The sequence below is a fragment of the Antrihabitans stalactiti genome (assembly GCF_012932915.1).
GTDB classification, from domain to species: domain Bacteria; phylum Actinomycetota; class Actinomycetes; order Mycobacteriales; family Mycobacteriaceae; genus Antrihabitans; species Antrihabitans stalactiti.
On the sequence record NZ_VCQU01000007.1, the window covers coordinates 278,036 to 301,589 of the forward strand.

Here is a 23,554-nt window from a genome sequence, read left to right on the forward strand (position 1 = left end):
GGTCAGCTCCCTCGATAGGTTGAGTACGCATATGGCGACAGCAACACTGGGACGTGATATTTCGCGCTGGTGTCTGTGATTTCGAAAGCAATGACGATTTCGGGATAAAAGCCGACGATGCCGGCTGCCGCGAAATATGTCGCCGTATCGAAGCGCAGTCGGTAAATCCCGGTGGCGGTGCAGCCTCCGCCAAGGTCGCCGATTCGTCCGTCGGCATTGGTGTGCCCGTCTGCCAACACGGAACCGTCTGCTGCGGTCAGCGTGACCGGCACGCCCGCCGCGGGACTGCCGGACACCGCATCGAGGACATGTGTGCTCAGTGTCGTCACGATGACCCCTCCGCGATCGGCTCGGCGAGTAGTTGCTGCAGCCGCAGCCGGTTGATTTTGCCCAGTTCCGAAATCATTACGCGGCGTTCGGTTTCCGGGTCGTTGTGCAACCGATCGGTCAGGATCGTCGCCATCTCTTCGCCCGTCTTTCCTGTGGCGAACACGAGGTAGATGTAGCCGAACTTTTCTTCGTAGGCGCGGTTGCCCTCGGCGAGCCGCTCGCGCACGGACCGCGTCGCATCCGCAACACCGGCTTGCTCACGTGCCTCCGAGGCGTTGTCGACGGAATCGCCGATCCGCGCGTGGGCGTCGCGGGCCGCGTCGATCTCCGCGACCGGCAATTCGGTCAGAATTCGGTCCGCGTGGCGCAGCACATCGTCGATATCCGAGAATGGCCGGGCAGCCAGCATGAGCTGGCCCCATTGCGTGGACGCGCACACCCCGTGGAGCATATCCAGCCCGTCGCGAATTGGAAGGGAATTGAACTCGTTCAGCCGTATTGATTCCGCGAAATCCACCAGTTCACTGTACTTTTCTTGGGTTGCCGGTCGTATCATCTGTCGAACAAAAAGATGAACTCGTCCAGGACGGATATCGATGACGACGCCAGACATTGGTCACATGGTCGCGGACGGGTTGACGAAGCCCCTGCCGCTCTACAACCACGCGACGATCCACAACGGGATTGTCTACATCTCCGCGATTCAGGGCTTCGTCCCTGGGACAGTGGAATTCCCTTCGACCGACCCGGGCGATGAGGCCCGTCAGGTCCTTGCGAATCTGAAAGTCGTTCTCGACCAAGCCGGTTCGAGCCTTGCACACGTCCTGAAAATCACGGTGTTGATGACCGACATGACGTACTTCTCGAAAATCAACGATGCCATCAACGAGGCGTTCCCGGTCGATCCGCCCGCCCGCAGTTCGATCTCTGTAAACGAACTACCCAAGCAGGCGAAGGTCGCGATCGAGGCCATCGCTGCGGTATGCACCTGATCGCGTGAGAAACCTCGGGTTACGAATCCGGACGCTGCGCCATCTCCCCCAGCACATCGGCATAGAGAGCGTTGCGCAGCGATACCTCGCGTGGATCGTCGAACAAATGAAAGCCACTGCGATTCATGGCGTAGCAGAATCCGATGCCGGTGTCGGGGTCGGCGAATCCGAACGAACCGCCGGCTCCCGGTGTTCCGAATGCTCGTCCGGCTGCGGTGCCGAATCGAAAGTCCGGGAACGACTTGATGTATCCAAGCGAGAAGACGGTGTCGGTCCGCAGCACTACGTCGTGCGTCCCACCGCTTGGCGGTGAGGCGGCAATGGCGAGGGCGTCGAGCGTCTCTTGATGTAGCCCGAATGCGTGACCGCCGGTTGCGACGACGCCGTACGCCTTCGCGACGGAGTCGACCCGGCCGGTGCCGTTTGCCGCGGGCAACTCGACCGCGAGCACGTCCGGACGGTTGTATTCGTCGATCGCGGCCAGCGACTTCGGATTGTTGAATGATCGCGCCGTGACACTGCGCGGGTTGAGCATCGCGAACACGAATTTCCTTGGCAGCTCGTGCATGTGCAGAAGCATCTCCGCCTTGCGAAAGCCGTGCAGGTGCGCGATCCGATCGACATCGACGGAGGCCGGCAACCCGATATGGAACTCGAGGTCCAGCGGTGCGGCGATTTCCTCGGCGAAGAACTGACCGATAGACCGATGCGCCGGGTCGACCCGGCGGATCAGCTCGCCCTCGTACCAGCCGAGTGAGATCGCGTGATAGCCGTGGCGCGTGCCCGGTGTCCACGCCGGCCGCTGTTGCGCGATCGCATCGGCAACCACGTCAAGATCGGCCAAATCTTCGAGCGAGAGCGGGCGATCGATCGCACAGAGTCCGGCCTGGTGTGACAGCAATTGGCGGACCGTCACGTCGCTCTTGCCGTTCTCCGCGAACTCGGGCCAGTACGTCGCAACTGCTGCGTCGTAGTCCAGCAGCCCACGCGAATGCGCGAGCGCACAGGCCAGGGAGGCAACGCCTTTCGTTGTGGAGAACATAGTGACGAGGGTGTCTTCACGCCAGGGTCGCCGGTCCCGACCGTCGCGGTAACCACCCCACAGGTCGACGACCTTCACACCGTCGCGGTAGACGACGCACGCAGCGCCGACCTCACCGCGCTCGGCGAAGTTGCGCCGAAACTGGTCGGCTACGGGGCCATAGCCCTCGTCGACGTCTCCGTGAACGGTCGTCTGCGGCACATCGATCTTGAACGCCATTGTTCGTCTCCTCGCACCGGTGCTGAGTTGCCACCACGCTAGACGACACCGCGATGCGCGACGAGTGCGCTGACTCCTGCCGGTGCGCCGAGGTCGATGCTGGAGTATCGATCGAACCCCGCTTCCGCGAGCCAGCCGACCAGGTCGGCGACGCGGTGGGGTCGTGCGGCGGCGGAGCGCATCCCGAGGTGCAACGCATATGCCGCATGCCGAAGCCGAGCAGGGCGGTCGCCGTCGAAGATGTCGACGATCACCAGGTCACCGTCGGAAGCTGTCGCGCTGGCTGCCTTGCTGATCAAGGCGGCCGCGTCGGTCGGCGACTCCAAGTGCAAGACGTTGGCGAGCACGATTCGGTCGTAACGATTCCGGTCGAGCGCGACCTCGTGATAGTCGCCGACTATCGTTTCGGCGCGGTCGCCGACGCCGACGATCGCGGCGCGCGCCCGAAAGGACGGCAGCACCCGCTCGAAATCGACGGCCGTCGCGGTCGCATCAGGGGTCGCCGAGATCATCGCCAAACTCCACACACCCGACCCGGCTCCCAGATCGAGCACACGCGCGCCAGCACGTATCGGCGCGAAACTCGCAAGCGTGAGGGCCGCATCGCCGAACAGGTCGGCGAGTCCCCCTACGGTCGACGAATAGGCAGCACTGCGCTCAGCGGGCGTGCCATCCATGACCGCCGTGGGTGCACCCGAACGGAGGTACGTCGGCGTATGCGCCCAGAGGCGGAAATATGCCGGGGCGCCACCGGGACTCTTGTCCAGCTCACTCTGGACAGCTGATGTGAACCGATAGCGATCACCGTCGACTTGGACGACGCCGGCTTCGACGAGCACCGCGAGCACTTGTTCGGCGGCCGCCACGGAACAGGTGCAACGCTCAGCGAGTTCCGTGCCACCGGCGGGCCCGGTGGATAACGCGACGAGCAGTCCCGTCTCGTGCGCTGCCGTCAGCGACGCCGACACCGCGGCCAACTCGAAGAAACCCGACACGAGCACATCGTTGATCATCTGGTCACGCTCCGGCATTGCAGTAGGTAGAGGGCAGATTCGGCAAACGCCCATTCGATATCGAGCGCCCCCGCGAAGGCTGCTTCGCAGCGTGTCGCAAGGTAGTCGAGTGCTGCCAAACGCTGCGGTGTGAGGCACAACCGCGCAGCACTGTCTGCGTCGATGTCCACCTCGATGGTTCCGCCTGTTGCCGCGGGTCGAATTGCTATGTCTTTCAGGCCAACTCGCGACGACAGGACCGCGCCGCCACGGGACAGCCGATATTCGTCCGGCACGACCATTCCGCCGACCACTGCCTCGCCGAACCCGTACGACGCCTCGATCACGCGCTCGTCGGCGTGCGTCACCGGGTTGCGGGTGAATAGAACTCCGGCGCACTCGGCATCGACGATCTGCTGCAGGACAACGGCCATCCGCACCGGACCGGCAACACCGAGACGTGAGCGATAAGCCGACGCACTGGGCGAACGGCCCGACGAATGGACGGCGGTGATCGCAGCCTCGAGCGCGGCGTCGGTGGGCACGCCGAGCATCGTCGTGTGCTGGCCTGCGAAGCTCGCGTCGGCGCCGTCCTCGCCGACCGCCGACGACCGAACCGCCACATACGGACCCAGCCGCTCCGCAGCGGCCAACGCCTGGCTGAATGCAGCATGGTCGCCGACGGCGATTCGGTCGACGACGTCGTAGCGAAGGGCTATGCCGGACGGAACGGGCAACCCGGCATGCACTGCCTTGGCAAGTCCCGCAGCCTTGCCGCCGAAAGCGGCAGGGTCGCCGGCCTGGGCAAGCGGGGTGATCATGTCAGGGTCGCAACACCGCGGTCGCCGTCGACGACGACACGAGCACCGTCTGGGATCAGCCTCGTCGCGGTGGAGCTTCCGACGACGGCGGGAATGCCGAATTCCCTTGCGACCGTTGCGGTATGAGAAAGCAGCCCGCCACGGTCGGTCACCACTGCGCCGAGCAGCGGCATGATCCCGTTATAGGCCTCCGTGGTCATTCGTGCGACGAGCACGTCGCCACGAGTGATGCGGCCGAAGTCGTCGGGTCGCAGAATCACGCGGGCCGTTCCTTCGTACCGCCCGGCAGCTGCCGGCAATCCATGGACCGCTTTGGGTTCGGTCCGCGGTACCGGTTCGTCGAAGATGGCCTTCACCGCTGCGTCGATTGCTGCATTCATCCGACGAGCCCCAACCGGGTACCAGCTCGGCGGCGGCGGGGGCGCAGGCTCGGGACCGAGAACCTTGGGGACGTCATCGGCCGTTGCCGTAATTCGGTATGCGTGTCGGTCTTTCAGTTCGGCAGCCTCCGGACCGCCCGTTCCTCGAACGAGTTCGAGAATCTCGCTGTGGCTCGCGTCCAGCAGGTGTGTTGGCTCAGCGATTCGGTCGCGGTCGGCGAGCCTGCGTCCTGCTTCCAAGATCGCCCTGCGGACGAGTCCGTACGCCCAGAAGTCGCAGACCAGGGCTCGCTCTTCGCGCAGGCTACCGACGAAAAGCGCTTCGGCGAGGACGGCCTCGTACTCCGCCTTGTGCTGCGTCGGCACCGCGGCTCGGACTTTCGCAGCCAACGCGGCACGCGTCTCTTCGCGAGCGTGAATTTGAGAGTCGTCGAGCGCCGCGAGCAGCGTCCGGATAAGCAAGTCAGGCATTTCGATTGCCGTGAGGTCGACGATGTCGTAACCGGTCATCAGCCTGTTGCCCGTCATTTCGAGCCATACGCGCATCGTCTCGCCGACCGCGTCGGTTCGCGCAGCAAGTTGGGCGAGGTTCTCGGCGGCATGCGGTCCGGTGCGCAGCAGTTCCTGCGCGGACCGATCGGCACGAAGCGCTTCGACCACAGCCTCGAACTGGGCACGCGCAACGGTCGCGATTCCCTCGGGCTGGCGGCATGCCTGCATGAGCACCCCGTCGGGCAGTCCGGTCCATTCACGGGCTTTGACGAGGTAGTCACCGACGGGCGTCAGGCTGCTGATCGTGAACCGGTGATGCACGTAGTACTGCTGACTTGCGTTGGCGTGCAACGCTTCCAGGTGCTCCGCAAGTTCGTCGTCGGATGCGGACACGACATCGAAACGCTGGAGGTCGAGATGGCGTCGCTCCGACTCTGGCCGAATTGTCTGCTGCCACAACGCGACGTCGTCGCGCCACGGCTTCCGCTCGAACACCGTCTTCTGCGATTTCAGCCGGCGCCGGACGGCCGGATGCAGCAGGGAGATCAGCTTGAAGACGGGGTACGGCGGCGTGCCGTTGGCGCCTTCGGGTGCACCGACGATTCGCGGGGTGATGTAGTCGAATCCGTTCACCACTGCGTGGTCGAAATGACTGAGCAGAATTCCGAGCCGCTCGGTCCCTGCAGCGAAGCCGCGTGGGAACTGTTCAGTGAGAATCTCGGCGTGATACGGCGATATCGGTGTCGGGAAGTGCGCGCTTTCCAGTTGCCACGATCCCTTGCCGGGCGGAGCCCATTGGGTGTCAATCATTGTCTTTCCCATTCTTGCGCTGGTGGTTTCGCTGTTCGATCGCAGCGAAAAGAGTCTCGAGTGCCCACCCGGCTGCCTCCCCACTGCGCACGCCGTCCAAGTCGAAGTCGGTCCGCATGCGGCGCCACGCGTCAGCGGACATCACGCAGTGGCAGACCGCGGCGAATGCGTCGCGCTCGTCCTCCGACAGGTCGGGCGCGATCGAATCGACGGCTCGCCGCATCGTGCGAGCCCGTTCCTTGCGAGCGTGGGCGCGTACGGTCTGGCCGGTCGGCGTCTGCATTTGCGCCAGGATGAGCGCTTCGTTCTCGTCGAAGGCAGGGAAGAGCTTCCGAGCCAGATCCGCGATGCCCTGCGGCGTCGTTGCATAGTCGGGGAACCCGACGCGCTCGTTGACCATCCGGCTCATCGCATCGAACATGTCCTCGCGCGTCGGGAAGTGCCGGTAGATGGTGCGCGGCGATATGCCTGCCCGCCTTGCGATTTCGAATACCGAGAAGTCGATGACGCCGGTCTCGCCGAGTTGCTCGACCATCGCTTCGACGATCAAGGTCCTCGTATGTTCGTTCAGCTTGGCCCGCAGCGACGGCTGCTTTTCAGGGTCCGACATGTCACACTCCTACGCGCTCTGTCACGCTAAGAGTAATCCTGTCACGGTCCGTGACACAAGCCTCAAATTGGTTTGGGTCCGAGCAATGCAATGCACGCGTCGACGGCGATCTCGGCGACGTCATGGATGCTGTCGCCGTGCTCGATGGCAGCCGCGGTCAGCTCTCGCAGGCCGCCGAGCAGCAGGATTGCGGTCAGGCGCGAAATCGGCGCGATGCCGGCGTCGCGAAAACCTTGCGCGTCGCCCAGCTGGAACAGCATCTGGGTAAGCGAGTCCATGGCTTCCCGCTGGACCGATCGGGATTCGGTCTCGATCGCCGGCAGGTCGCGGATCCAGCTCAGCGAGAGCCCCGGGTGGCTTTCGACGGTGCCGAAGTACGCGTCGAGCGCCTGCCGCACCTGGTTGCGCCAAGGCATCGATGGGTCGACTGCCTTTTCGATAGTTGAACGCATCGACTCGTTGGTCGCCTTCAACAAGGCGAAGTAGCACACCTCTTTGCTCGGAAACTCCTCGTAAAAGGTCCTTTTGGACGTTCGCGCGTGGCGCACGATGTCGTCGATCTTGGTTCCCGCGTAGCCGACTTCTTCGATCGACGCCGCAAGGCCATCGAGCAGGCGCTTCCGAAACGGGCTCATCGTGTCGGACGGCGCAACGACGTCGCCGCGATCGGTCATCACCGTCCGGAGACTATCGCGTCTGCCAATCAACCGTTGCGCATCGGCGGTAATCCCGCGTACCGTCGACCTGGTACTCGTGATTACCGCCACAATGCCGTGAGGACACGAAATGAGCGCCCGCACAGTAGACGTTCCCCCAGGCCCATCGCTGCCGAGATTCGTTCAAGGCGTGGCTTTCATCGCGTCTCGCCGAAAGACAATGCAGTACTTGCGAAATCGCTACGGTCCGACGTTCACGATCGACATTCCGCTGTTCGGCCGCTCGGTAGTTGTCACAGAACCGGCGCTGATCAAACAGGTCTTCATGACCAGCACCGACGTGGCGTCCAATCTCCGACCGAATCTCGGCCGAGTGCTCGGCGACGGCTCGATCTTCAACCTCGAAGGCGAAGCGCACCGCCGGCAGCGCAAGCTGCTCGTGCCGCCGTTCCACGGCAAACGGATGCACGCCTACGAGAGCGTCATCGAAGAGGAGTTCCTCCGTGAGGCCGCGTCCTGGCCGGGGAACAAAGAGTTCGCAACGCTCGATTCGATGATGCACATCACGCTGAATGCGATTCTGCGCGCCGTATTCGGTGCGGAGGGTGCGGAATTCGAGGCACTGCGGAAGCTTCTTCCCGGCTGGGTGAAGTTTGCCTCGCGGCTGGCGACTGTCCCGATTCCCCGAAAAGACTTGGGACCCTGGAGCCCCTGGGGTCGATTCAACGGATATCGCCGCGAGTTCGACGCCATCGTCGGCAGCCTGATCGACAAAGCACTCGCCGATCCTCATTTGGCCGAGCGCGACGACGTGCTCGCGATGCTGCTGCAAAGCCGCTACGACGACGGCTCAGCGATGTCGCACCGCGACGTAGCAGACGAACTGATCACCCTGCTCGCCGCTGGACACGAGACCACAGCGACAACCCTTGCGTGGGCCATCGAACGGCTACAGCGGCATCCGGATCTGTTGGCACGCTTGGTCGCCGAAGTGGACGAGGGTGGCTCCGAACTGCGCCAGGCGACAATTCTCGAGGTCCAGCGCACGCGGCCCGTGATCGACCTGATGGGCCGGCATGTCATCTCCGAGTCGATGCCTTTGGGCGACTGGACAATTCCGCGCGGCTACACCGTGATCGTCGGCATCAGCATCGTGCACGACGACGAATCGGTCTTTCCCAACGCCGACCAGTTCGATCCCGATCGCTTCGTCGGACACAAACCGAACAACTACGAGTGGGTACCGTTCGGCGGCGGAACCCGCCGCTGCCCGGGCGCCGCCTTCGCAAACATGGAGATGGACGTCGTACTGCGGACGTTGCTTCGCGATTTCGACCTGACGACAACCCACGCGCCAGGTGAACGCTTCCACAGCCGGGGCGTCGCCTACGCTCCCAAGAACGGTGGTCGAGTGCGGCTCCGTCGCCGAAACACGTTGTCGAACAACGTCGTAACGCCACTTCGCCGCGCCGAGAGTCTGCCGTCGGCGTAGTACGGACGACACCCCGCGGTGATCCAGATGCGTGGGTAGTCGGCGATTGGTTCGTGCGCTTGGCTCGAATCGCCGCCATTCGTGGCGATTCGAGCCGAGAAGATCCTGGCTTCTGTCGGACCCAGTCAGTACACTGAACATATGTTCGATATCGGGGGATCGTTTCTCACACAGTCCATTTCACTGCTCGACCACATGACCACCGCGTCTGTGGCGGAAAACAAAGCCGCCCACGCCAAGATCACCGCAGCCGGACACTTCTGGTCGGACTGGATCGAACGCGACGCCGAACTCGCCACCGGCACCATCATCGACTGCGGCAACAACGCCCTCGCCGAAATGGCCGTCCGCCTCGGCGTCTCCAAAACCACCGCCGAAACCTTCGCCGGCGTCGGCATGGATTTGCGGTTGCGACTCCCTCGGGTGAATGCCGCCTTCGCCGCCGGCGAACTCGACTACCCCCGCGTCGCCCGCATCTGCCGCGCCACCACCGGATTCACCCACGACACCCTCGACAAAGCCGAAGAAGAGATCCTCTCTTCGGCGTTGCGGCTCTCACCCGGTCCGCTCGCCCGCGCCATCGACAGAACCTTGATCCGGACCAGCCCCGACGAATACGCCGCCCTCCGCAAAGAGCAACAACACTTCCGCCGCATGCGACGCCGTCGAGGCGACGCCCTCTCGGTCATCGAAGCCCACGTCAACCCCGACGAAGCCGAAGCCGTGCTGCAACGGCTCACCGAAATCGCCGACACCGTCTGCGGCCACGACACCCGCGGACGTGACTACCGCATGGCCGACGCGTTCATGGCCCTCATGCACGGCGAAACCCACCTCGACTGCTCCTGCGGACGCGACGACTGCGCTGTCGCCGGTCAACCACGCAGCGACAAACGCCGCACCCCCCTCGTCCAAGTGACCGTGGATATCGCCACCCTGCTCGGACTGCTCTCCAACCCCGCCTACCTCGACGGCCACGGACCCATCGACCCCGACCTCGCCCGCACCCTCGCCGACGACGGCACCTGGCAAGTGATGCTCACCGAATGCCTGCACCTCGCCGAAGAACACGGCCTCATCGAACGCGAACCCACCACCCAATTCGTCGCCCGCGGCGGGCGCCACAACGCCGGCATTATTCCCGAACCCGCAGCAGCGCAACCGGTCTCGACCGAACCCACCATCGTGGCAGAGCCGGCACCGGTGCCCGTCGCGCCAGCGCGGGCGGTCGAGTTCCGCCGCCCAGTCCACGTCGGCCGCGTCCAAGGACCCACCAGCCTGCGACTACCGAAAACCGCGTTCATCTACCGACCCAACGCCGAAACAACAGCGTTGGTCCGTGCCCGCGACCAGCACTGCCGCTTCCCCGGCTGCAATGTGCCCGCAGCCAAATGCCAACTCGACCACATCGAAGAATTCGACCAAACCAACCCACCCGACGGCGGACTCACCCTGCCGGAAAACCTGCAATGCCTCTGCCAACTCCACCACACCCTCAAAACCCTCAAACTGTGGCGCGCAGAAGCACTGCCCGGCAGCCGAATCCGCTGGACCAGCAGCCACGGCGAACACTTCATCACCACACCAGGCGGCGGAATCACCGCAGTCCCCGCCGCGCACCTGAAACCGAAACTCAAAGTCACCCGGAATCCAGAACTTCCAGCCACACCGAACAAGGAACCCGAAGAGCCAGCACCGTTCTGATAGGGAGAATTGGCGTGGAATTCCACTCGGAATCCGGGAGGAATCCCACTCAGTCGGGTACAGGTGGTGGCCGACCACAGCCCAAAGAATCCGAAAAGCCATCGCCCTTTTGACGAGGACAGGGCAAGCACGGATTGGCGTGGCCAGCCGAGTCACGCTTCTTGACGCGACATCAACCGTCAGAGTCACGCATCAATCGAAGTACAGCGCCCATGTGCCGTTCGTTTGCGGCTTGCAGGTCCAGCGCGAGAAGCGGGTCGCGTCGCCGTTGTTGCCTGCGGAGACGCATGCGTCCTTGGTGGCGTAGGTACCGCCGTACGTGGAGGTGTGAAAGCTGGGCGTGGCGGCGGCGACCGAGGCTCCGCCGATCAGCAGTCCTGCGGTCAGGGCCGCGCCGCCGAGAATTGTCGTCATCTTGGACATTTCGAACTCCTAGCTGCGGGGGTGGTTTCGACTCGAAACTTTGCCCGCAGCCGCTGAATAGGCGCTGATCAGACGCTTACGCGTCCGATTCACCCTTGACAAAGCCCTTCCGTAAGCGTTGACTTACCGTTCGTAGTCACTTACCGAGCTGGAGACGAATGGGGTGCGCTGGCAGATCGCTCGCGGCGCACGATCCTCGAACGTCTTGCCGAGAGTCCTTGCGCGGTTGGTGAACTCGCTCGCGAACTACCGATCAGCCGACCGGCAGTCTCGCAACACCTGAAGGTGCTCAAGGACGCCGGACTGGTCCAAGACAGGGCAGTCGGCACCCGCCGCATCTATCAACTGGATCCGGAAGGGATGAATGCGCTACGCGCACAACTGGACCGGTTTTGGGGACAAGCCCTGACCGCCTTCAAGGAAACAGTCGAACAACCGGAGGAGTAGCAATGACTCAGACACACGCAGCACCGGTGCGGCAGCGGATTGTGGTGAACGCACCACTGGAGAAGGCGTTTAGAGTGTTCATCGAGCGATTCGACGCGATCAAGCCACGCGAGCACAACATCATGCCGTCCCCGATCGCGGAGACGGTCTTCGAACCTCGCGTCGGCGGCACAATCTACGACCGCGCCGAGGACGGGACTGTCTGCCGCTGGGCGCGAGTCCTTACGTACGACCCCCCAAATCGGGTCGTGTTCAGCTGGGATATCAACGGGCGCTGGCAAATCGAGACTGATCCGGCGAAGACCAGCGAGGTCGAGGTCCGCTTCATCGCCGAATCGCCCGATCGCACACGGGTCGAGCTCGAACATCGCAATCTGGAACGCCACGGCGAAGGCTGGGAAGGCGTCCGCGACGGTGTCGCCAACGACGCAGGCTGGCCGTTCTACCTGCAGCGCTACCTCGACGCCGTGCACAAAGAGTCGCGCTAACCTGGAAGCTCAACCTTCTCAGCCGAGGTAACGGCACATTTGCCACAGCTCCCCCACCCTCCCACCCACGGGTGGGTACGAGGTTTGGCCTCCTCGGGTATCTATCTGTTTGCGCAGCTAGAAGCCATATTTGTCGTAGCCCACTTGGGCGAAGACGCACAAACGACAAGGGCCCGACATGACCTCCAAGACCGTCAAAGCATTTGCAGCCTCGTTGCTCATCACGGCGGGAGTATTCGGCGCAGCCGGAGTCGCACAAGCCGAACAGACGACGTCTCCCGACGGGACCGTTACCTACTACTGCACGTCCGGCGGCGTGAGCTACAGCGTCGGCAAAAAGCTCGATGGCCAGGTCTGCCAGTCCGACGGTACTTGGAAGCGGCTCAAGCCGATCGCGACCCCGCAGCGCGTGCCCGTTCCGTCGCGCTCGAATTAGTGCCTTCGCCGGGCTCGGTAGAACAACGCGGCATCGCGGATCGAGTCCTGCACCGGTCTCGGATGCCAACCCAATTCACGCTCGGCCTTGCTGTGGTCCATCGGCGTCGTGACATACGACAAGCGGACCGACACCGAGGTGAGGAGCACATCTCGCCGAAACAGCTTTCCGACGAGGTCGCCGATCACGCCGGATGCTCGGGCCAGCCACAATGGAATCTTGACCATCGGCCGTCGCGCGCCGGTCGCGTCGGCCGCAACGTCGAACATCTCCCGGTTGCTGATGAACCGCTCGGAAATGATGTAACGCTCCCCTACCCGCCCGTTGTCGGCGGCCAAGCAGAGTGCGGCCGCGGCGTCCTCGATCCCGACCGCCTCCGCGGCGAACTTGTCGAAATACACCAGCGCTTGTCCACGGGCTGCGGCATCGACCAATTTTCCGTGCGGTGTCGCTCCCCAATCGTCGGCGCCGTAGGTATTCGCGACGCACAACACAATTCCAGGCAACGAGCGTTCGCGGCAGTATCGCAACACGAGTTCCTCTGCAGCGATGCGCGATTCGACATACGGACCACCGCGCTCCACCCAGTTGCACGCGTCGTCCTCGGTCGCCGGCGAACCGTCGTCTCGAATACCGATCGTGGCGAGCGAACTGGTGAACACGAACCGTCGCAGCCCCGCATCGGCGGCAACGTCGAGGACGTGGCGCAAACCTTCTACGTTGGTCCGAAACAGCGGCGCGGGATCGCGCAGCCAGGCGCGGGTGTCGACGACGCAGTAGAAGACCACGTCACAGCCAGCCATGGCGGACCGCAAGGCTGCGTCGTCGAAGATATCGCCGTAATGCCGCTCGACCGCGAGGCCCTCGATGCCACGAAGATTGCTCGTGCGCCGTGCGAGCACCCGAACGTCGTGTCCTGCCGCGACCAGTTGGCGCGTCACGTGCGAACCGAGAAAACCACTCGGACCGATCACCAACGAGGTACCGATCAGACGGTCATTTCGCCGAGTTCGGACCAGTCAGTTGCGTCGATGGTCTGACTGATGATCTTCGGGGTGGCGACCAGCGCGGGTGGAAGTTCCTGCATGGCCTGCTTGAAATGGGCGCTGTTGACATGAATCCCGCCGGCCTCGCCGTCGCGGAACGCTTCGACGAGCACGAACTCGGTAGGGTCGTCGACGCTGCGCGACCAGTCGAACCAGAGGTTGCCCTCTTCGGCGCGGGTCGCGGTGGTGAACGATTCGACGAGATCGAGCCAGCGATCAGCCCATTCGGGTTTTGCTTTGAATTTCACGACAATGAAGATCAACGGTGTCCCTTCCTCGCCGGGGGTACTGCACCCACCGAAGATATCCGACAACGAGCCCGCGGCGCGGTAGGGTCCGATATGCCGATCAGCGCCGATCACCTGTGAATTCGTATCGGCGGCTCGTTGCCTCGGCGCTGCTCGTAGGCGCCGCACTCTATTCGGCGTGGCTGTTCGGACCATTCGTCGACCCCCACAGCCGGTCGATGTCGTCCTACGTCAGTGAGCTCGCGGCCGTCGGCCGACCATATTCGACGTTGTTCCGATGCCTCGACTTCGTCTGCGGTGCTGTCGTTCTCACTGCGACGGCCGTGGTGTTGCGATCGCGCCCACAGCGTTGGCTGATCCGTATCGGCTGGTGCGCTGTGGCGTTGTTCGCCGCAGCGACCGTCGCCGACTCGTTGTTGCCGCTGAGCTGCGCGCCCCATTCCGACCCGACTTGCGCTGCCAGAGAAGCGAGCGGTGACGTCCCGCTGACCCATGAACTGCACCTCGCGAGCAGCGGGCTAGCTGGGTTCGCCGCCGTCGTGTCGGCACCGGCCTTCACCATTTCCGCGTACCGCTACTCGAACCATCGAGTGTTGCAACGCATTGGACTAAGCATCACAGCACTTCTGTTGACCTCGACGGCGGCAATCCTGGGTGCGATTTGGCTCGGCGAGAAGGGGCATCCCGCAGCCATCGGCGTGATCCAGCGTGTCCAACTGCTCGCGATCGCCGGTGGGCTTGTCTATGTCGCCGGATTCGTTCACTACCTGCGCGACGACAGGAATCAGCAATGACGACGCCCCGGCTGGTGACGGTCGACGGCGAGCAGTTGCATGTCGTGGTCCGCGGTTCGACAGGGCGGGTGGTGGTGTTGTGCAGTGGCCTCGCCGGCAAATGGAGCGACTGGGACGACGTAACCGATCTGCTCGCCACCGACCACATCGTCGTCCGATTCGACCGGCCTGGTCTGGGTTCGAGCCCGGCGCCGAAGTCCGACTACAAGCCGACCGTGCGTGCCGAGGCGCACAGGATCGCCGCCGTCCTTGACGCTGTCGGACGTACCGCTGCCGTCACGCTCGTCGGACACTCGCTCGGTGGCTTCTACGCGGAAGGATTCGCCCGCCTGTATCCGGACCGGACCGCAGCGCTTCTGCTGCTCGATTCGAGTGTTGCCGAGCCCGCCGGACCGCGCCTGCTGCCGAAGCGAGTGCAGACAGCGACGCACACCGTCCTCAACGGCCTGAGCAACTATCTGGGCGCGGTCGTGCGAGAGAACAACGCGTATTCCGACCTCGGCGAAGAGGTGCTCGATTTGCGACGGCACGCGCCGATCCAAGCGGTCTCGGTGGCGGTCGCGGTGGCAACAGGTCGCTACCGAACACCATGGGCGAACAAATGGCTCGACCAGCAACGTGTACTCGCAGAAGAGCTCGGCGCCGATTTGACGATCATTACCCCGTCGGGTCATCGCGTGATGGTGGACCGTCCGGACGAAACTGCGCGATTGATACGAGAACTGTCGCGATGATTTGGGGTTCCACAAAGCGACCACGTGCGCGTATTGTTAATTCCGGGCTATCGTCGAGTTTCGTTCTTGGGCGTGTTTGCAACCCTCGGAACGCCCTTCGATCTCGGTTTGATCACAATCAGGATCAGCACCCATCCCCAGCCGCGACGGCAACGAATAAACCTCTTTGAAGGCCCGACGATCGTCGGAAATCAGTTGCAGGAGAACAAATTCGGCTATTGACGGAGTGCCGTCGGATGTGTTGCAGTTCATATATGAACGGCGCCGCAAGCCGCCTGTCGGCGTGGCGATTCGGCAGGATCGGCGCCCCGACAACCGAACAGCGAAGGGGGTTCTCGGGGTGACCCGAACAATTGACACAACCTCGACCGAGCGTGGCGTCGAAACGGCTGAAAAAAAGCTGGCGGAGTTGCGGTCCGAACTCGACGAACTGGACCACAAACTGCTCGACGATGTACGAAATCGTATCGAGGTGTGCGCCCAAATAGCATTGCTGAAGGAAAAGCACGATATTCCGATGCTGCAGCCTGGGCGAATGCGATTCGTTCACGAACGTGCGCAAAACTACGCGCGAGCGCACAACCTCTCGCCTGAATTCCTGCGTTCTCTTTACGACCTGATCATCGGCGAGGCGTGCCGCGTCGAGGATCTGATCATCGACGGCCTCGGACGGAAGTGATCCATGGCCACTCGGACCCTGCTCATCGACAATTACGACTCGTTCACCTACAACCTCTTCGGGTTGCTTACCGAGGTGAACGGGACGCCGCCGACCGTCGTCGCAAACGACGCTGAGTGGGATCTGCTCGATCTTTCCGAGTTCGACAACATCGTTGTATCGCCTGGCCCCGGACGGCCCGACCGCGAGCGCGATTTCGGCATCAGCCGCCGGGCTCTCGACGATTGTGGTCTCCCCGTGCTCGGCGTCTGCCTCGGCCATCAGGGGCTCTGCAATCGATTCGGCAGCCCTGTCGTGCTGGCGCCGGAGCCCATGCATGGTCGGGTTTCACAGATCAGCCATTCCGGCATCGGCCTGTTCGCTGGCATCCCGTCGCCATTCGCCGCAGTGCGCTATCACTCATTGCTGGTCGAAGAGCTGTCCGACGAGCTGGAAGCCACGGCATGGACCGACGACGGTCTGATCATGGCTGTCCAACACAAGACGCGACCGCTCTGGGGAGTTCAGTTTCATCCCGAATCGATTTGCACCGAATTCGGTCGCGAGTTGCTCACCAATTTCCGGAACCTGTCACCACACGCATCGGCGGACACGGTCCCGACGCTGCCGTCGGCACGTGCGAACAACGCACGCTCGCCACTGGTGGTCGAATCTCGCCGAATCGACCGAAGCATCGACGCCAGTGCGGTATTCGACCGATTCTTCGCGTCGAGCGACCACTCCTTCTGGCTCGACGGCAGTAGCGCTCGTGAAGTCGCGTCCCGTTTCTCCGTCATGGGCGATGCGAGCGGTCCGCGCGCAGAGTTCGTCACCTATCGCGTCGCCGAGATGACCGTGCGCGTCCACCGCGACGGCAAGCTGGTCGAGGAGAACCGGGCGACGATGTTCGAGTACCTCGACAATCAACTGAAGCAGCGCTCAATTGCGCCGAACCCGGAACTCCCCTTCGCGTTCAGCCTCGGTTACGTCGGATTCCTCGGCTACGAATTGAAGGCTGATTCGGGTGGTCAGCTCGTTCACACCGCGGCGGACGCCGACGCGTCGATGGTGTTCGCCGACCGTTCAGTGGTCATCGACCACGAGGCCGGCTGCTGCTACCTGCTCTGCTTGAGCGATCCGACCGGCGACCCGGCGTCTGCCGCGTGGCTGGACGAAACGTCGACGGCGTTGCTGCAGATGGAGGAAAGTCACAACGCTCCCCCGGCACCCGCGCCGATCGTCGGACTCGAAGACCAAGTCGAGCTGCGCCTTCGCCACGACTACGCCCGCTACCTCGATCTGATCGAGCAGTCCCTCGTCGAAATTCGGTCCGGCGAGACCTACGAGGTGTGCCTGACGAACGTTGCCGCAGTCGACCGGACGATCGATCCCGTCAGCACGTTCGGGTGCCTGCGCGAGATCAGCCCAACCCCGTACAGCGCATTGCTGCGCTTCCCCAACAGCTCGGTCCTGAGCGCGTCGCCCGAGCGGTTTCTCCGGATCGACAAGGACCGCGTCGTCGAGTCGAAACCGATCAAAGGCACGCGGCCACGGGCGAGTACGCCTGCCGCAGACGCCGATCTGCGGCGCGACCTCGTCTCCAGCGAAAAAGATCGCGCCGAGAATTTGATGATCGTCGACTTGGTCCGCAACGATCTGACGAAGGTATGCGTGCCGGGCTCGGTGCACGTTCCGAAGTTGTTCGACGTGGAAACCTACGCGGCAGTTCATCAATTGGTATCGACGGTGCGCGGAACACTGCGCGACGATGCGTCGGCGGTCGACTGTGTGCGCGCCGCATTCCCCGCCGGCTCGATGACGGGGGCGCCGAAGATCCGAACGATGGAGATCATCGACAAACTGGAAGACGGCCCACGTGGCGTCTACTCCGGCGCGATCGGATACTTCTCGCTCACGGGAACAGCCGATTTCTCGGTTGTCATCCGCACGGTCGTCGCCACCGACCACGAGGTGACCTTCGGAATCGGCGGCGCCATCGTCGCACTCTCGGACCCCGCGGAAGAACTCGAAGAAACTCTCGTCAAGGCAGCGACGATGCGCAGATGCTTGTCGGCAACCCTCTCAACAGAAGCGAAACGGTGACCGCGCGGCACGTGACAGTAGTTGGTGGATGCGGATCGATCGGTCGGCTCCTCCTTCCGCTGTGGGATATCGACGGCACCCGTCTGGTCGTGGTCGATCGAGTTGTAGGAACGGTCCCCGCCACTGTGATCGTCGGCGACATCACCGCACCGACCCCCGACGTCATTGAAGCGGTCCGCGACGCTGACATCGTTGTCCTCGCGCTGCCCGAATCCATTGCCCTGCAAGCGGTGTCGTTCGTCGCGGACAACGCGTCCCCAACTGCGCTGCTCGTCGAGACGCTTTCGGTGAAGTCACACATTCACCAGCGCATCGCGAGAGAGGCACCACACCTGCAGAGCGTCGGGATCAACCCGATGTTCGCGCCGGCCCTCGGTTTCTCGGGCCGCCCGGTCGGTGCGGTGGTCCACCACACCGGGCCTGCGGTCGCACCGTTTCTCCACGCATTGACCAGTTGCGGCGCGCGCGTGGTCGAACTGAGCGCCGACGAACACGACCGTCGTTGCGCGGCAACGCAAGCACTGACGCACGCGGCAGTCCTGACGTTCGGTTTGGCGCTGGCGAATCTCGGGGTGGCAGGTGAGGAACTGACCACGATCGCTACCCCGCCGCACAACGCGATGCTGGCGCTCCTGTCGCGCGTCGCGGGTGGTCTCCCCGAGGTGTACTTGGATATCCAGAGCGGCAACCCGTATGCCGTCGACGCCCGCAAGGCTTTCGCGTCGGCTGCGGCGGAGCTGAGCGATGTCGTCGACCGTGGCGGCGAGCGTGAATTCGGCGAATTGATGACGCGCGCAATGAGTCCGCTCGCAGACCAAGGCGAGGCGTTCCGCGCTACCTGCACGCGCATGATTGCGGCACTGCCGTGATGCCGCCAACGCTGCCCGACTACGACCGCGCCGATCCGGTCGAAAGCGCAATCATCAACGGACTGGTCCGGACGTGGGGCCACCGGGCGACGGTGCGCAAACCGGAAGTCGATGTCGACGACCTCTTCGATCCTGCGAAGGCGGACTACCCCGAAGAACTCATTCCCTTCCACACCCACGATCGCTATCTCGCGCTCGACGAGAACACCCAGAACCGCGTGCGCGCCTGGGCATGGATCGCCTACAACAAGAACGTCATGGACATCGAGCAATACGTGGTCAACCCCGGCTTCGGGATGTTGTCACGGGACGAGTTCGGCGTCGGATTGGGCGACAAGCACAAGATCGCGGCAGTACAGGCGATGGTCGACGAGGAGTACCACACGCTGATGCACCTCAACGCCAGCGCGCTCACTCGTCGGCGCCGGCAGTGGACCTTGTCCGACTCGCTGCTGCCGCGAAGTCGCACCGTACGAGAACATGACGCAGACTTGGCCACCGCTGCGCCGGGCCGCCCCGCGGCGATCGTGCGGCTCGCCTACACCGCGGCAGCGGAGACGTCGATCAGCAGCTATCTCGCCTTGATGAGCGAGAACGACGCCATCCAGCCCGTCAATTGCGCCACCGTCGCGATGCATCGTCGCGACGAACTATGCCACTCGTCCGTTGCGGGTGAGCTACTCAAAATCGTCTTCGGCGAACTGGATTCCGACGAACGCAGGCAATTGATTGCCGCGCTCACCACCGCGGTCGAAGCGTTCACCGGAAGCGACTTCTCGACCTGGGCCGCGATCCTGCACGCAGAGCGCATCGAAGGCGCCGACGAGATCATTCGCGACGCCGAGGCCGAAGCGGTAGGCCACCGAGTTGTTCAGGACTGCAGTGCAATTCGCAGGCTTTGCCGCGACCTCGGCGTCGAGCACGAGTTGGCTGTCCGCTGGTAGCGTTCGACCTGTGACTGCACAACGTCCCCCGCTGCCGCCGTTCACCATGGAGACCGCGATACAGAAGGTCCAGGCCGCCGAGGATGCGTGGAATACGCGCAACCCCGAAAAGGTCAGCCTCGCTTACACGCCCGACTCGCAGTGGCGAAACCGGGACACGTTCATCACCGGCCGCGAAGAAATCGTCGCGTTCCTCACCGCGAAATGGGAGCGCGAGCTGGAGTACGTTCTCCGTAAGAGCCTGTGGGGATTTCGCGAGAATCGAATGGCCGTGCGCTTCCAGTACGAATGGCACGACGCGGCGGACCAGTGGTACCGCAGCTACGGCAACGAATTATGGGAGTTCGACGAGAACGGGCTCATGCGTCGCCGCGAGGCGAGCATCAACGATGTCGCCATCAGCGCCGCCGATCGGCGGTACTTCGGTCCGCGACCCGACGCCGAGCGCGGGCCCGGGCACGACATTCCGCTGCGCTAGCGCAACAGGTCGAGGCGGATGTTCGTTCCCGGGATGACGCACCGGCCGTCGAGGCCGATCGTCCCGAGAATCATGCCGTCGGAGAACGAACAGAATTCGCCGACCTTGACGCATTTGTCGTGGGTGTTGACGACCATGTCTGGACCGCAGGGAGTACCTGGAACTTCCGCTTGTGCAGTTGCCTCAGCGGCGAGAGCCATCCCGCAGGCGGCAATCATGGTCGCGAGCCACACTGAAAATCGAAGAACCGAGATCCGAAGCATAGGAGCTTCCTTCGAGATTGTTGTTCGCAGGTCTGCGATCGTACTCCGTTCCAGTCTCGTTGACTTTTTAGGTTAGCCCACCCTAAATTGGTCCGGTGACGACAACCGCTGGACCTGACAGCAAGCACACGTTCGGCGAGTCACGATTCGTGACGCTCGACGACGGTCGCCGCCTGCACTTCCGCATCCGTGGCAATGGCGGACCCACGGTCGTGTTCGAGTCCGGCATGGGCCTGTCCGGCTCGATTTGGGGACTTGTGCAGCCTGCGATCGCCGAGCGCACCACCACCGTCGTCTACGACAGGGCATGCTCAGGCAAGAGCGATGACGACGACGCCCCGCGCGACCTCGAGCGCACCGTCGCCGACCTCGTGCAGCTCCTCCGCGCCGTACCTGGACCGTTCATCTTGGTCGGGTCCAGCTGGGGTGGGCCGATCGTTCGTTCGGTGGCGATGACCGGCGAGTTCGACATCAAGGGTCTCGTCCTCGTCGACCAATCCGACGAGAACGCCGCCGAATACTTCACTCCCGCAGGCGAGAAACGCATGGCGCAGACCGGCTCGTTCGCGGTGTTTTTCGCTCGGACCGGGCTATACAGATTGATGGCCCGGATGGGTCGCAGCCAACCGAAGGACGTATACGCCGACTTCCGGAAGGACTTCGGAATCCGCGGCGCTCGCATGATGGGTGCCGAAGCGCGCGAATTCCTGCCGTCGATGCGTCGGCTGCGCGACAACCCAGCACGCCTCGAAGGCATCGACGTCACGGTCATCAGCGGCACGAAGGTGAGCTTCGTCGACAAGAGCCAGCGGCCCGCCATCAACGTCGCCCACCGACGCACTGCCGAGTTCCTCGACAAGGGCCGGTTCGTCGATGCGTCGAACTCAGGCCATTACGTCATGTTCACCGAACCCGAGATCATCGTCGACGAGACACTCCGGCTGCTTCCCGACGCATAACCCGCGGAGCATTGCGACAATCATCCGATGCCCTGGAGATCGCTGTCGGATGTGAAGCGATTTCTCGCCTTGTCGGACCCCGGTCGCGTGCGATTGCGGAGCGCCACGGCCGTGACCCTGTCGGTATTGGTGGCAATGGTTGTGCTGCTGGCCTTCACGACCCTCACCGACCAGCCGATAACTGTTGCCTTGTTGGGCACGGTCGTCGCGATGCAATCGTCGGCAGTTGTGAAGGATCGAGATCAGCGCAGCCGGGTGATCACGACTCTTCTGTTGTTTCTGCCTGCTGTGGCTGCCGTCTCTGTGTCGGCGGTGCTGTCGCAGTTCGGCAAGGTCGGCGACGTCGGGTTCATCGTGATTCTCTTCGCAGCGGTATGGGTGCGTAGATACGGACCTCGCGGTAACGCGATGGGCATGGTCGCATTCATCTCGTACTTCTTCGGCCTGTTCCTGCACGCGGCGCCACATCAAATACCGGTGCTGACCTTCGCAATCGCGCTGGGGATAGCCGCCACGCTCCTGGTACGAACCTTGATCCTCCCCGACCGTCCCCGAGTCGAGGTGCGTCGACTCGTCCAAGCGTTGCGGGCAGCATCGATCTCCGTGCTCGAGGCTGCGGGCAATCGGGATCGACGAGATCTGGGCATGCTGCGGCGACGGTTGGACCGGCTCGGCGAGACCGCGCTGATGATCGACGACTGGCTCGACAGGCACGACGCCGCGCAGTTGCTTTCCATCACCAACGAAGATCTCTCGCTGCGAGTTTTCGACGCGCAGATCGCGACCGAACAACTGGTCAGCGCGTTGTGGGCGCTCGATCCCGCCAAGCCGTGGCCGACCGGCCTTGGGCATGCCACGACAGCACTCGGGGCATGCCTGCAGAACAACCCCTCCGAGGATCAGCTTCGGGCCGCCCGCAAGCTAGCCGCGGGGGCCGCGGACAAAGCCGACTTGTCCACCCAAACCGGCATCGCGACCGTCGTTGCCTACCGAGCCGCTCAGGCGCACATCGCAATTCATCACATCACGATGAACGCATTGCGAGCCGACAAAGCCGCCGATGTTGCGCCGCAGCAGCAGCCTGAGCCGGAAGATCCCGAAGGCGAGGCCCCGACTGGCTTGAACCCGAGCACCAAAGCCGCGATCCAGGTCGCCGTCGCGACGACCGCAGCCGCCGTGCTCGGTGAGCTGATATCACCCGACCGCTGGTACTGGGCGGTGCTGACCGCGTTTCTCGTGTTCACAGGCGCATCGACCCGGGGTGAGATCCTGACGAAGGCAGGTCATCGCATCGTCGGCACGGTCGTCGGTGTCTCGGCTGGTGTGCTGCTCGCTGCACTCGTCGGCAACAACCAGCCGCTACAGATCGCACTCTTGCTGGTCTGCGTGTTCTGCGCGTTCTACCTGGTGACTGTCGCGTACGCGCTGCTGACGTTCTTCGTCACCGTGTTGCTCGCGATGTTGTATGGACTGCTCGGCGACTTCAGCGTCGCTGTCCTCCAGTTGCGCATCGCCGAAACCGCCGCAGGCGGACTGGTCGGCATGGCATCGGCGTTCTTCATCTTCTCGACCGGAACGCGCGCGACCCTCGCCGAGAAGGTCGACGCGTACCTCGATCTCATGAGCGAGGTGATCAACGGCGGCGTCGACGCTGTCGTTGCTCCCGGTGGCGACACCGACCTCGTCACCAACACCCGCCGGCTGGACAACGCGCTGCAAGAGGTGATCACGGCAGGCAAGCCACTCGAACTGGGGCCGACCACGCGCAACAGACGAGGTGCCAAACGGCTGCTGCGAATTCTGCAGTCGAGCAACCGATCCGCCCACGCCTTCGCGCGAGCTGGCGTGAATGCCGCTCGGGCAGAGCCCGACTCCGCACCGAGCGCGGAAACGGCGGCCGCGTTGCGCGGAGCCGCCGACCATGTACTCGGTACTGTCGAAGCCGTCCGCCAGGTCGTTGCAGGCGAGTCCGTCCCACCGACCGAAAAAGTAACCGAAACAACGATATTGGACGTCCTGCGTACATCGTCGAACGCACCGGGCCCGGTGCGAGGAGCAGTCCGAGCGCTGAGCACGCTGCAGCGCGCACTAGGCGAGGCAACCACCTTCGTTCGATAGGTCCAT

Annotated in this window: 27 protein-coding genes; 15 read left to right on the top strand and 12 right to left on the bottom strand. The window is 63.5% G+C overall.

Translation table 11 applies throughout. The features are described 5' to 3' along the window. Positions 1 to 2 precede the first annotated feature (2 nt). Both uraH and uraD read right to left on the bottom strand, forming a co-directional pair. A complete protein-coding gene (gene uraH, locus FGL95_RS20870) occupies positions 3 to 329 on the bottom strand; it encodes a hydroxyisourate hydrolase (RefSeq protein ID WP_169590367.1) in 327 nt (108 codons plus the stop codon). Further along, positions 326 to 886, bottom strand: coding sequence for a 2-oxo-4-hydroxy-4-carboxy-5-ureidoimidazoline decarboxylase (gene uraD, locus FGL95_RS20875; RefSeq protein ID WP_169590368.1), 561 nt, complete (start codon positions 884 to 886; stop codon positions 326 to 328). The genes uraH and uraD overlap by 4 nt, the downstream gene beginning before the upstream one ends. 40 nt (positions 887 to 926) lie before the next feature. Here uraD and FGL95_RS20880 point away from each other — a divergent pair, with 40 nt between their 5' ends. Continuing rightward, the gene (locus tag FGL95_RS20880; RefSeq protein ID WP_169590370.1) at positions 927 to 1,322 is read left to right on the top strand and encodes a RidA family protein; all 396 of its coding nucleotides are present in this window, start codon (positions 927 to 929) and stop codon (positions 1,320 to 1,322) included. Between the two features lie 19 nt (positions 1,323 to 1,341). Here the strand turns inward: FGL95_RS20880 and FGL95_RS20885 are convergent, their stop codons facing one another. From FGL95_RS20885 to FGL95_RS20910, 6 genes are all read right to left on the bottom strand, one after another. After that, entirely contained in the window at positions 1,342 to 2,583 is a 1,242-nt protein-coding gene (locus FGL95_RS20885) for a serine hydrolase domain-containing protein (protein ID WP_169590372.1), read from the bottom strand. 38 nt (positions 2,584 to 2,621) lie between these two features. After that, complete coding sequence (locus tag FGL95_RS20890) at positions 2,622 to 3,596, bottom strand: SAM-dependent methyltransferase (RefSeq protein ID WP_169590373.1); 975 nt, start codon at positions 3,594 to 3,596, stop codon at positions 2,622 to 2,624. Further along, positions 3,593 to 4,396: a PEP/pyruvate-binding domain-containing protein gene (locus FGL95_RS20895; RefSeq protein WP_169590375.1), complete on the bottom strand. Its 804-nt coding sequence runs from the start codon at positions 4,394 to 4,396 to the stop codon at positions 3,593 to 3,595. Before FGL95_RS20895 ends, FGL95_RS20890 begins: the two co-directional genes overlap by 4 nt. Then, a complete protein-coding gene (locus FGL95_RS20900; RefSeq protein ID WP_169590376.1) occupies positions 4,393 to 6,078 on the bottom strand; it encodes a PEP-utilizing enzyme in 1,686 nt (561 codons plus the stop codon). The genes FGL95_RS20895 and FGL95_RS20900 overlap by 4 nt, the downstream gene beginning before the upstream one ends. Continuing rightward, positions 6,071 to 6,688, bottom strand: a complete 618-nt coding sequence (locus FGL95_RS20905; protein WP_169590378.1) for a TetR/AcrR family transcriptional regulator — start codon at positions 6,686 to 6,688, stop codon at positions 6,071 to 6,073. The genes FGL95_RS20900 and FGL95_RS20905 overlap by 8 nt, the downstream gene beginning before the upstream one ends. Positions 6,689 to 6,750: 62 nt before the next feature. Beyond that, positions 6,751 to 7,362: a TetR/AcrR family transcriptional regulator gene (locus FGL95_RS20910; RefSeq protein WP_169590560.1), complete on the bottom strand. Its 612-nt coding sequence runs from the start codon at positions 7,360 to 7,362 to the stop codon at positions 6,751 to 6,753. A gap of 112 nt (positions 7,363 to 7,474) precedes the next feature. On the opposite strand from FGL95_RS20910, the gene FGL95_RS20915 reads away from it, so the two are divergent. Together FGL95_RS20915 and FGL95_RS20920 are read left to right on the top strand one after the other, a co-directional pair. Further along, complete coding sequence (locus FGL95_RS20915) at positions 7,475 to 8,836, top strand: cytochrome P450 (protein WP_169590380.1); 1,362 nt, start codon at positions 7,475 to 7,477, stop codon at positions 8,834 to 8,836. Positions 8,837 to 8,977: 141 nt separating this feature from the next. Next, entirely contained in the window at positions 8,978 to 10,540 is a 1,563-nt protein-coding gene (locus tag FGL95_RS20920) for an HNH endonuclease signature motif containing protein (RefSeq protein WP_169590381.1), read from the top strand. A 192-nt stretch (positions 10,541 to 10,732) separates the two neighbouring features. Here the strand turns inward: FGL95_RS20920 and FGL95_RS20925 are convergent, their stop codons facing one another. Beyond that, complete coding sequence (locus FGL95_RS20925; protein WP_169590383.1) at positions 10,733 to 10,963, bottom strand: hypothetical protein; 231 nt, start codon at positions 10,961 to 10,963, stop codon at positions 10,733 to 10,735. Between the two features lie 168 nt (positions 10,964 to 11,131). Here FGL95_RS20925 and FGL95_RS20930 point away from each other — a divergent pair, with 168 nt between their 5' ends. The 3 genes from FGL95_RS20930 (at position 11,132) to FGL95_RS20940 (ending at position 12,334) form a co-directional block, all read left to right on the top strand. Further along, positions 11,132 to 11,410, top strand: a complete 279-nt coding sequence (locus FGL95_RS20930) for an ArsR/SmtB family transcription factor (protein ID WP_169590561.1) — start codon at positions 11,132 to 11,134, stop codon at positions 11,408 to 11,410. A gap of 2 nt (positions 11,411 to 11,412) precedes the next feature. Next, positions 11,413 to 11,898: an SRPBCC family protein gene (locus FGL95_RS20935; RefSeq protein ID WP_169590385.1), complete on the top strand. Its 486-nt coding sequence runs from the start codon at positions 11,413 to 11,415 to the stop codon at positions 11,896 to 11,898. 178 nt (positions 11,899 to 12,076) lie between these two features. After that, entirely contained in the window at positions 12,077 to 12,334 is a 258-nt protein-coding gene (locus FGL95_RS20940) for a hypothetical protein (RefSeq protein ID WP_169590386.1), read from the top strand. Here FGL95_RS20940 and FGL95_RS20945 read toward each other — a convergent pair. Both FGL95_RS20945 and FGL95_RS20950 read right to left on the bottom strand, forming a co-directional pair. Further along, positions 12,331 to 13,326, bottom strand: a complete 996-nt coding sequence (locus FGL95_RS20945; RefSeq protein ID WP_206072164.1) for an NAD-dependent epimerase/dehydratase family protein — start codon at positions 13,324 to 13,326, stop codon at positions 12,331 to 12,333. The genes FGL95_RS20940 and FGL95_RS20945 overlap by 4 nt on opposite strands. Continuing rightward, positions 13,323 to 13,643: a putative quinol monooxygenase gene (locus tag FGL95_RS20950; RefSeq protein WP_169590565.1), complete on the bottom strand. Its 321-nt coding sequence runs from the start codon at positions 13,641 to 13,643 to the stop codon at positions 13,323 to 13,325. The genes FGL95_RS20945 and FGL95_RS20950 overlap by 4 nt, the downstream gene beginning before the upstream one ends. Before the next feature lie 101 nt (positions 13,644 to 13,744). On the opposite strand from FGL95_RS20950, the gene FGL95_RS20955 reads away from it, so the two are divergent. From FGL95_RS20955 to FGL95_RS20985, 7 genes are all read left to right on the top strand, one after another. Beyond that, entirely contained in the window at positions 13,745 to 14,422 is a 678-nt protein-coding gene (locus FGL95_RS20955; protein WP_169590388.1) for a DUF998 domain-containing protein, read from the top strand. Continuing rightward, positions 14,419 to 15,156 (top strand): alpha/beta fold hydrolase, encoded by a 738-nt coding sequence (locus FGL95_RS20960; protein ID WP_169590390.1) that lies wholly within the window; start codon positions 14,419 to 14,421, stop codon positions 15,154 to 15,156. The genes FGL95_RS20955 and FGL95_RS20960 overlap by 4 nt, the downstream gene beginning before the upstream one ends. 340 nt (positions 15,157 to 15,496) lie before the next feature. Next, complete coding sequence (locus FGL95_RS20965) at positions 15,497 to 15,835, top strand: chorismate mutase (RefSeq protein ID WP_169590392.1); 339 nt, start codon at positions 15,497 to 15,499, stop codon at positions 15,833 to 15,835. A 3-nt stretch (positions 15,836 to 15,838) separates the two neighbouring features. Then, the gene (pabB, locus tag FGL95_RS20970; protein ID WP_169590393.1) at positions 15,839 to 17,917 is read left to right on the top strand and encodes an aminodeoxychorismate synthase component I; all 2,079 of its coding nucleotides are present in this window, start codon (positions 15,839 to 15,841) and stop codon (positions 17,915 to 17,917) included. A gap of 11 nt (positions 17,918 to 17,928) precedes the next feature. Further along, positions 17,929 to 18,786 carry a prephenate dehydrogenase/arogenate dehydrogenase family protein gene (locus FGL95_RS20975; RefSeq protein WP_169590395.1) on the top strand — a complete coding sequence of 286 codons (858 nt, stop codon included), beginning with the start codon at positions 17,929 to 17,931 and terminating at the stop codon, positions 18,784 to 18,786. Beyond that, entirely contained in the window at positions 18,786 to 19,730 is a 945-nt protein-coding gene (locus FGL95_RS20980) for an AurF N-oxygenase family protein (protein WP_169590397.1), read from the top strand. The genes FGL95_RS20975 and FGL95_RS20980 overlap by 1 nt, the downstream gene beginning before the upstream one ends. Before the next feature lie 10 nt (positions 19,731 to 19,740). Further along, entirely contained in the window at positions 19,741 to 20,208 is a 468-nt protein-coding gene (locus FGL95_RS20985; protein WP_169590398.1) for a DUF1348 family protein, read from the top strand. Here FGL95_RS20985 and FGL95_RS20990 read toward each other — a convergent pair. Beyond that, positions 20,205 to 20,471: a hypothetical protein gene (locus FGL95_RS20990; RefSeq protein ID WP_169590400.1), complete on the bottom strand. Its 267-nt coding sequence runs from the start codon at positions 20,469 to 20,471 to the stop codon at positions 20,205 to 20,207. The two genes, FGL95_RS20985 and FGL95_RS20990, sit on opposite strands and share 4 nt — an antisense overlap. Before the next feature lie 95 nt (positions 20,472 to 20,566). Between FGL95_RS20990 and FGL95_RS20995 the strand changes: the two genes are divergently transcribed. Together FGL95_RS20995 and FGL95_RS21000 are read left to right on the top strand one after the other, a co-directional pair. Further along, positions 20,567 to 21,430 (top strand): alpha/beta fold hydrolase, encoded by an 864-nt coding sequence (locus tag FGL95_RS20995; protein ID WP_206072133.1) that lies wholly within the window; start codon positions 20,567 to 20,569, stop codon positions 21,428 to 21,430. Positions 21,431 to 21,457: 27 nt separating this feature from the next. Beyond that, the gene (locus tag FGL95_RS21000; protein WP_169590401.1) at positions 21,458 to 23,548 is read left to right on the top strand and encodes an FUSC family protein; all 2,091 of its coding nucleotides are present in this window, start codon (positions 21,458 to 21,460) and stop codon (positions 23,546 to 23,548) included. Positions 23,549 to 23,554 lie beyond the last annotated feature (6 nt).

Excerpts from the sequence above, each read along its gene's own strand:
- FGL95_RS20925 (WP_169590383.1), bottom strand. The coding sequence starts at position 10,963 with ATGTCCAAGATGACGACAATTCTCGGCGGCGCGGCCCTGACCGCAGGA.
- uraD (WP_169590368.1), bottom strand. The coding sequence starts at position 886 with ATGATACGACCGGCAACCCAAGAAAAGTACAGTGAACTGGTGGATTTC.
- FGL95_RS21000 (WP_169590401.1), top strand. The coding sequence starts at position 21,458 with ATGCCCTGGAGATCGCTGTCGGATGTGAAGCGATTTCTCGCCTTGTCG.
- FGL95_RS20915 (WP_169590380.1), top strand. The coding sequence starts at position 7,475 with ATGAGCGCCCGCACAGTAGACGTTCCCCCAGGCCCATCGCTGCCGAGA.
- FGL95_RS20920 (WP_169590381.1), top strand. The coding sequence starts at position 8,978 with ATGTTCGATATCGGGGGATCGTTTCTCACACAGTCCATTTCACTGCTC.
- FGL95_RS20940 (WP_169590386.1), top strand. The coding sequence starts at position 12,077 with ATGACCTCCAAGACCGTCAAAGCATTTGCAGCCTCGTTGCTCATCACG.
- FGL95_RS20990 (WP_169590400.1), bottom strand. The coding sequence starts at position 20,471 with ATGCTTCGGATCTCGGTTCTTCGATTTTCAGTGTGGCTCGCGACCATG.
- FGL95_RS20960 (WP_169590390.1), top strand. The coding sequence starts at position 14,419 with ATGACGACGCCCCGGCTGGTGACGGTCGACGGCGAGCAGTTGCATGTC.
- FGL95_RS20880 (WP_169590370.1), top strand. The coding sequence starts at position 927 with ATGACGACGCCAGACATTGGTCACATGGTCGCGGACGGGTTGACGAAG.
- pabB (WP_169590393.1), top strand. The coding sequence starts at position 15,839 with ATGGCCACTCGGACCCTGCTCATCGACAATTACGACTCGTTCACCTAC.
- FGL95_RS20895 (WP_169590375.1), bottom strand. The coding sequence starts at position 4,396 with ATGATCACCCCGCTTGCCCAGGCCGGCGACCCTGCCGCTTTCGGCGGC.
- FGL95_RS20980 (WP_169590397.1), top strand. The coding sequence starts at position 18,786 with ATGCCGCCAACGCTGCCCGACTACGACCGCGCCGATCCGGTCGAAAGC.
- FGL95_RS20890 (WP_169590373.1), bottom strand. The coding sequence starts at position 3,596 with ATGATCAACGATGTGCTCGTGTCGGGTTTCTTCGAGTTGGCCGCGGTG.
- FGL95_RS20885 (WP_169590372.1), bottom strand. The coding sequence starts at position 2,583 with ATGGCGTTCAAGATCGATGTGCCGCAGACGACCGTTCACGGAGACGTC.
- FGL95_RS20900 (WP_169590376.1), bottom strand. The coding sequence starts at position 6,078 with ATGATTGACACCCAATGGGCTCCGCCCGGCAAGGGATCGTGGCAACTG.
- FGL95_RS20935 (WP_169590385.1), top strand. The coding sequence starts at position 11,413 with ATGACTCAGACACACGCAGCACCGGTGCGGCAGCGGATTGTGGTGAAC.
- FGL95_RS20905 (WP_169590378.1), bottom strand. The coding sequence starts at position 6,688 with ATGTCGGACCCTGAAAAGCAGCCGTCGCTGCGGGCCAAGCTGAACGAA.
- FGL95_RS20910 (WP_169590560.1), bottom strand. The coding sequence starts at position 7,362 with ATGACCGATCGCGGCGACGTCGTTGCGCCGTCCGACACGATGAGCCCG.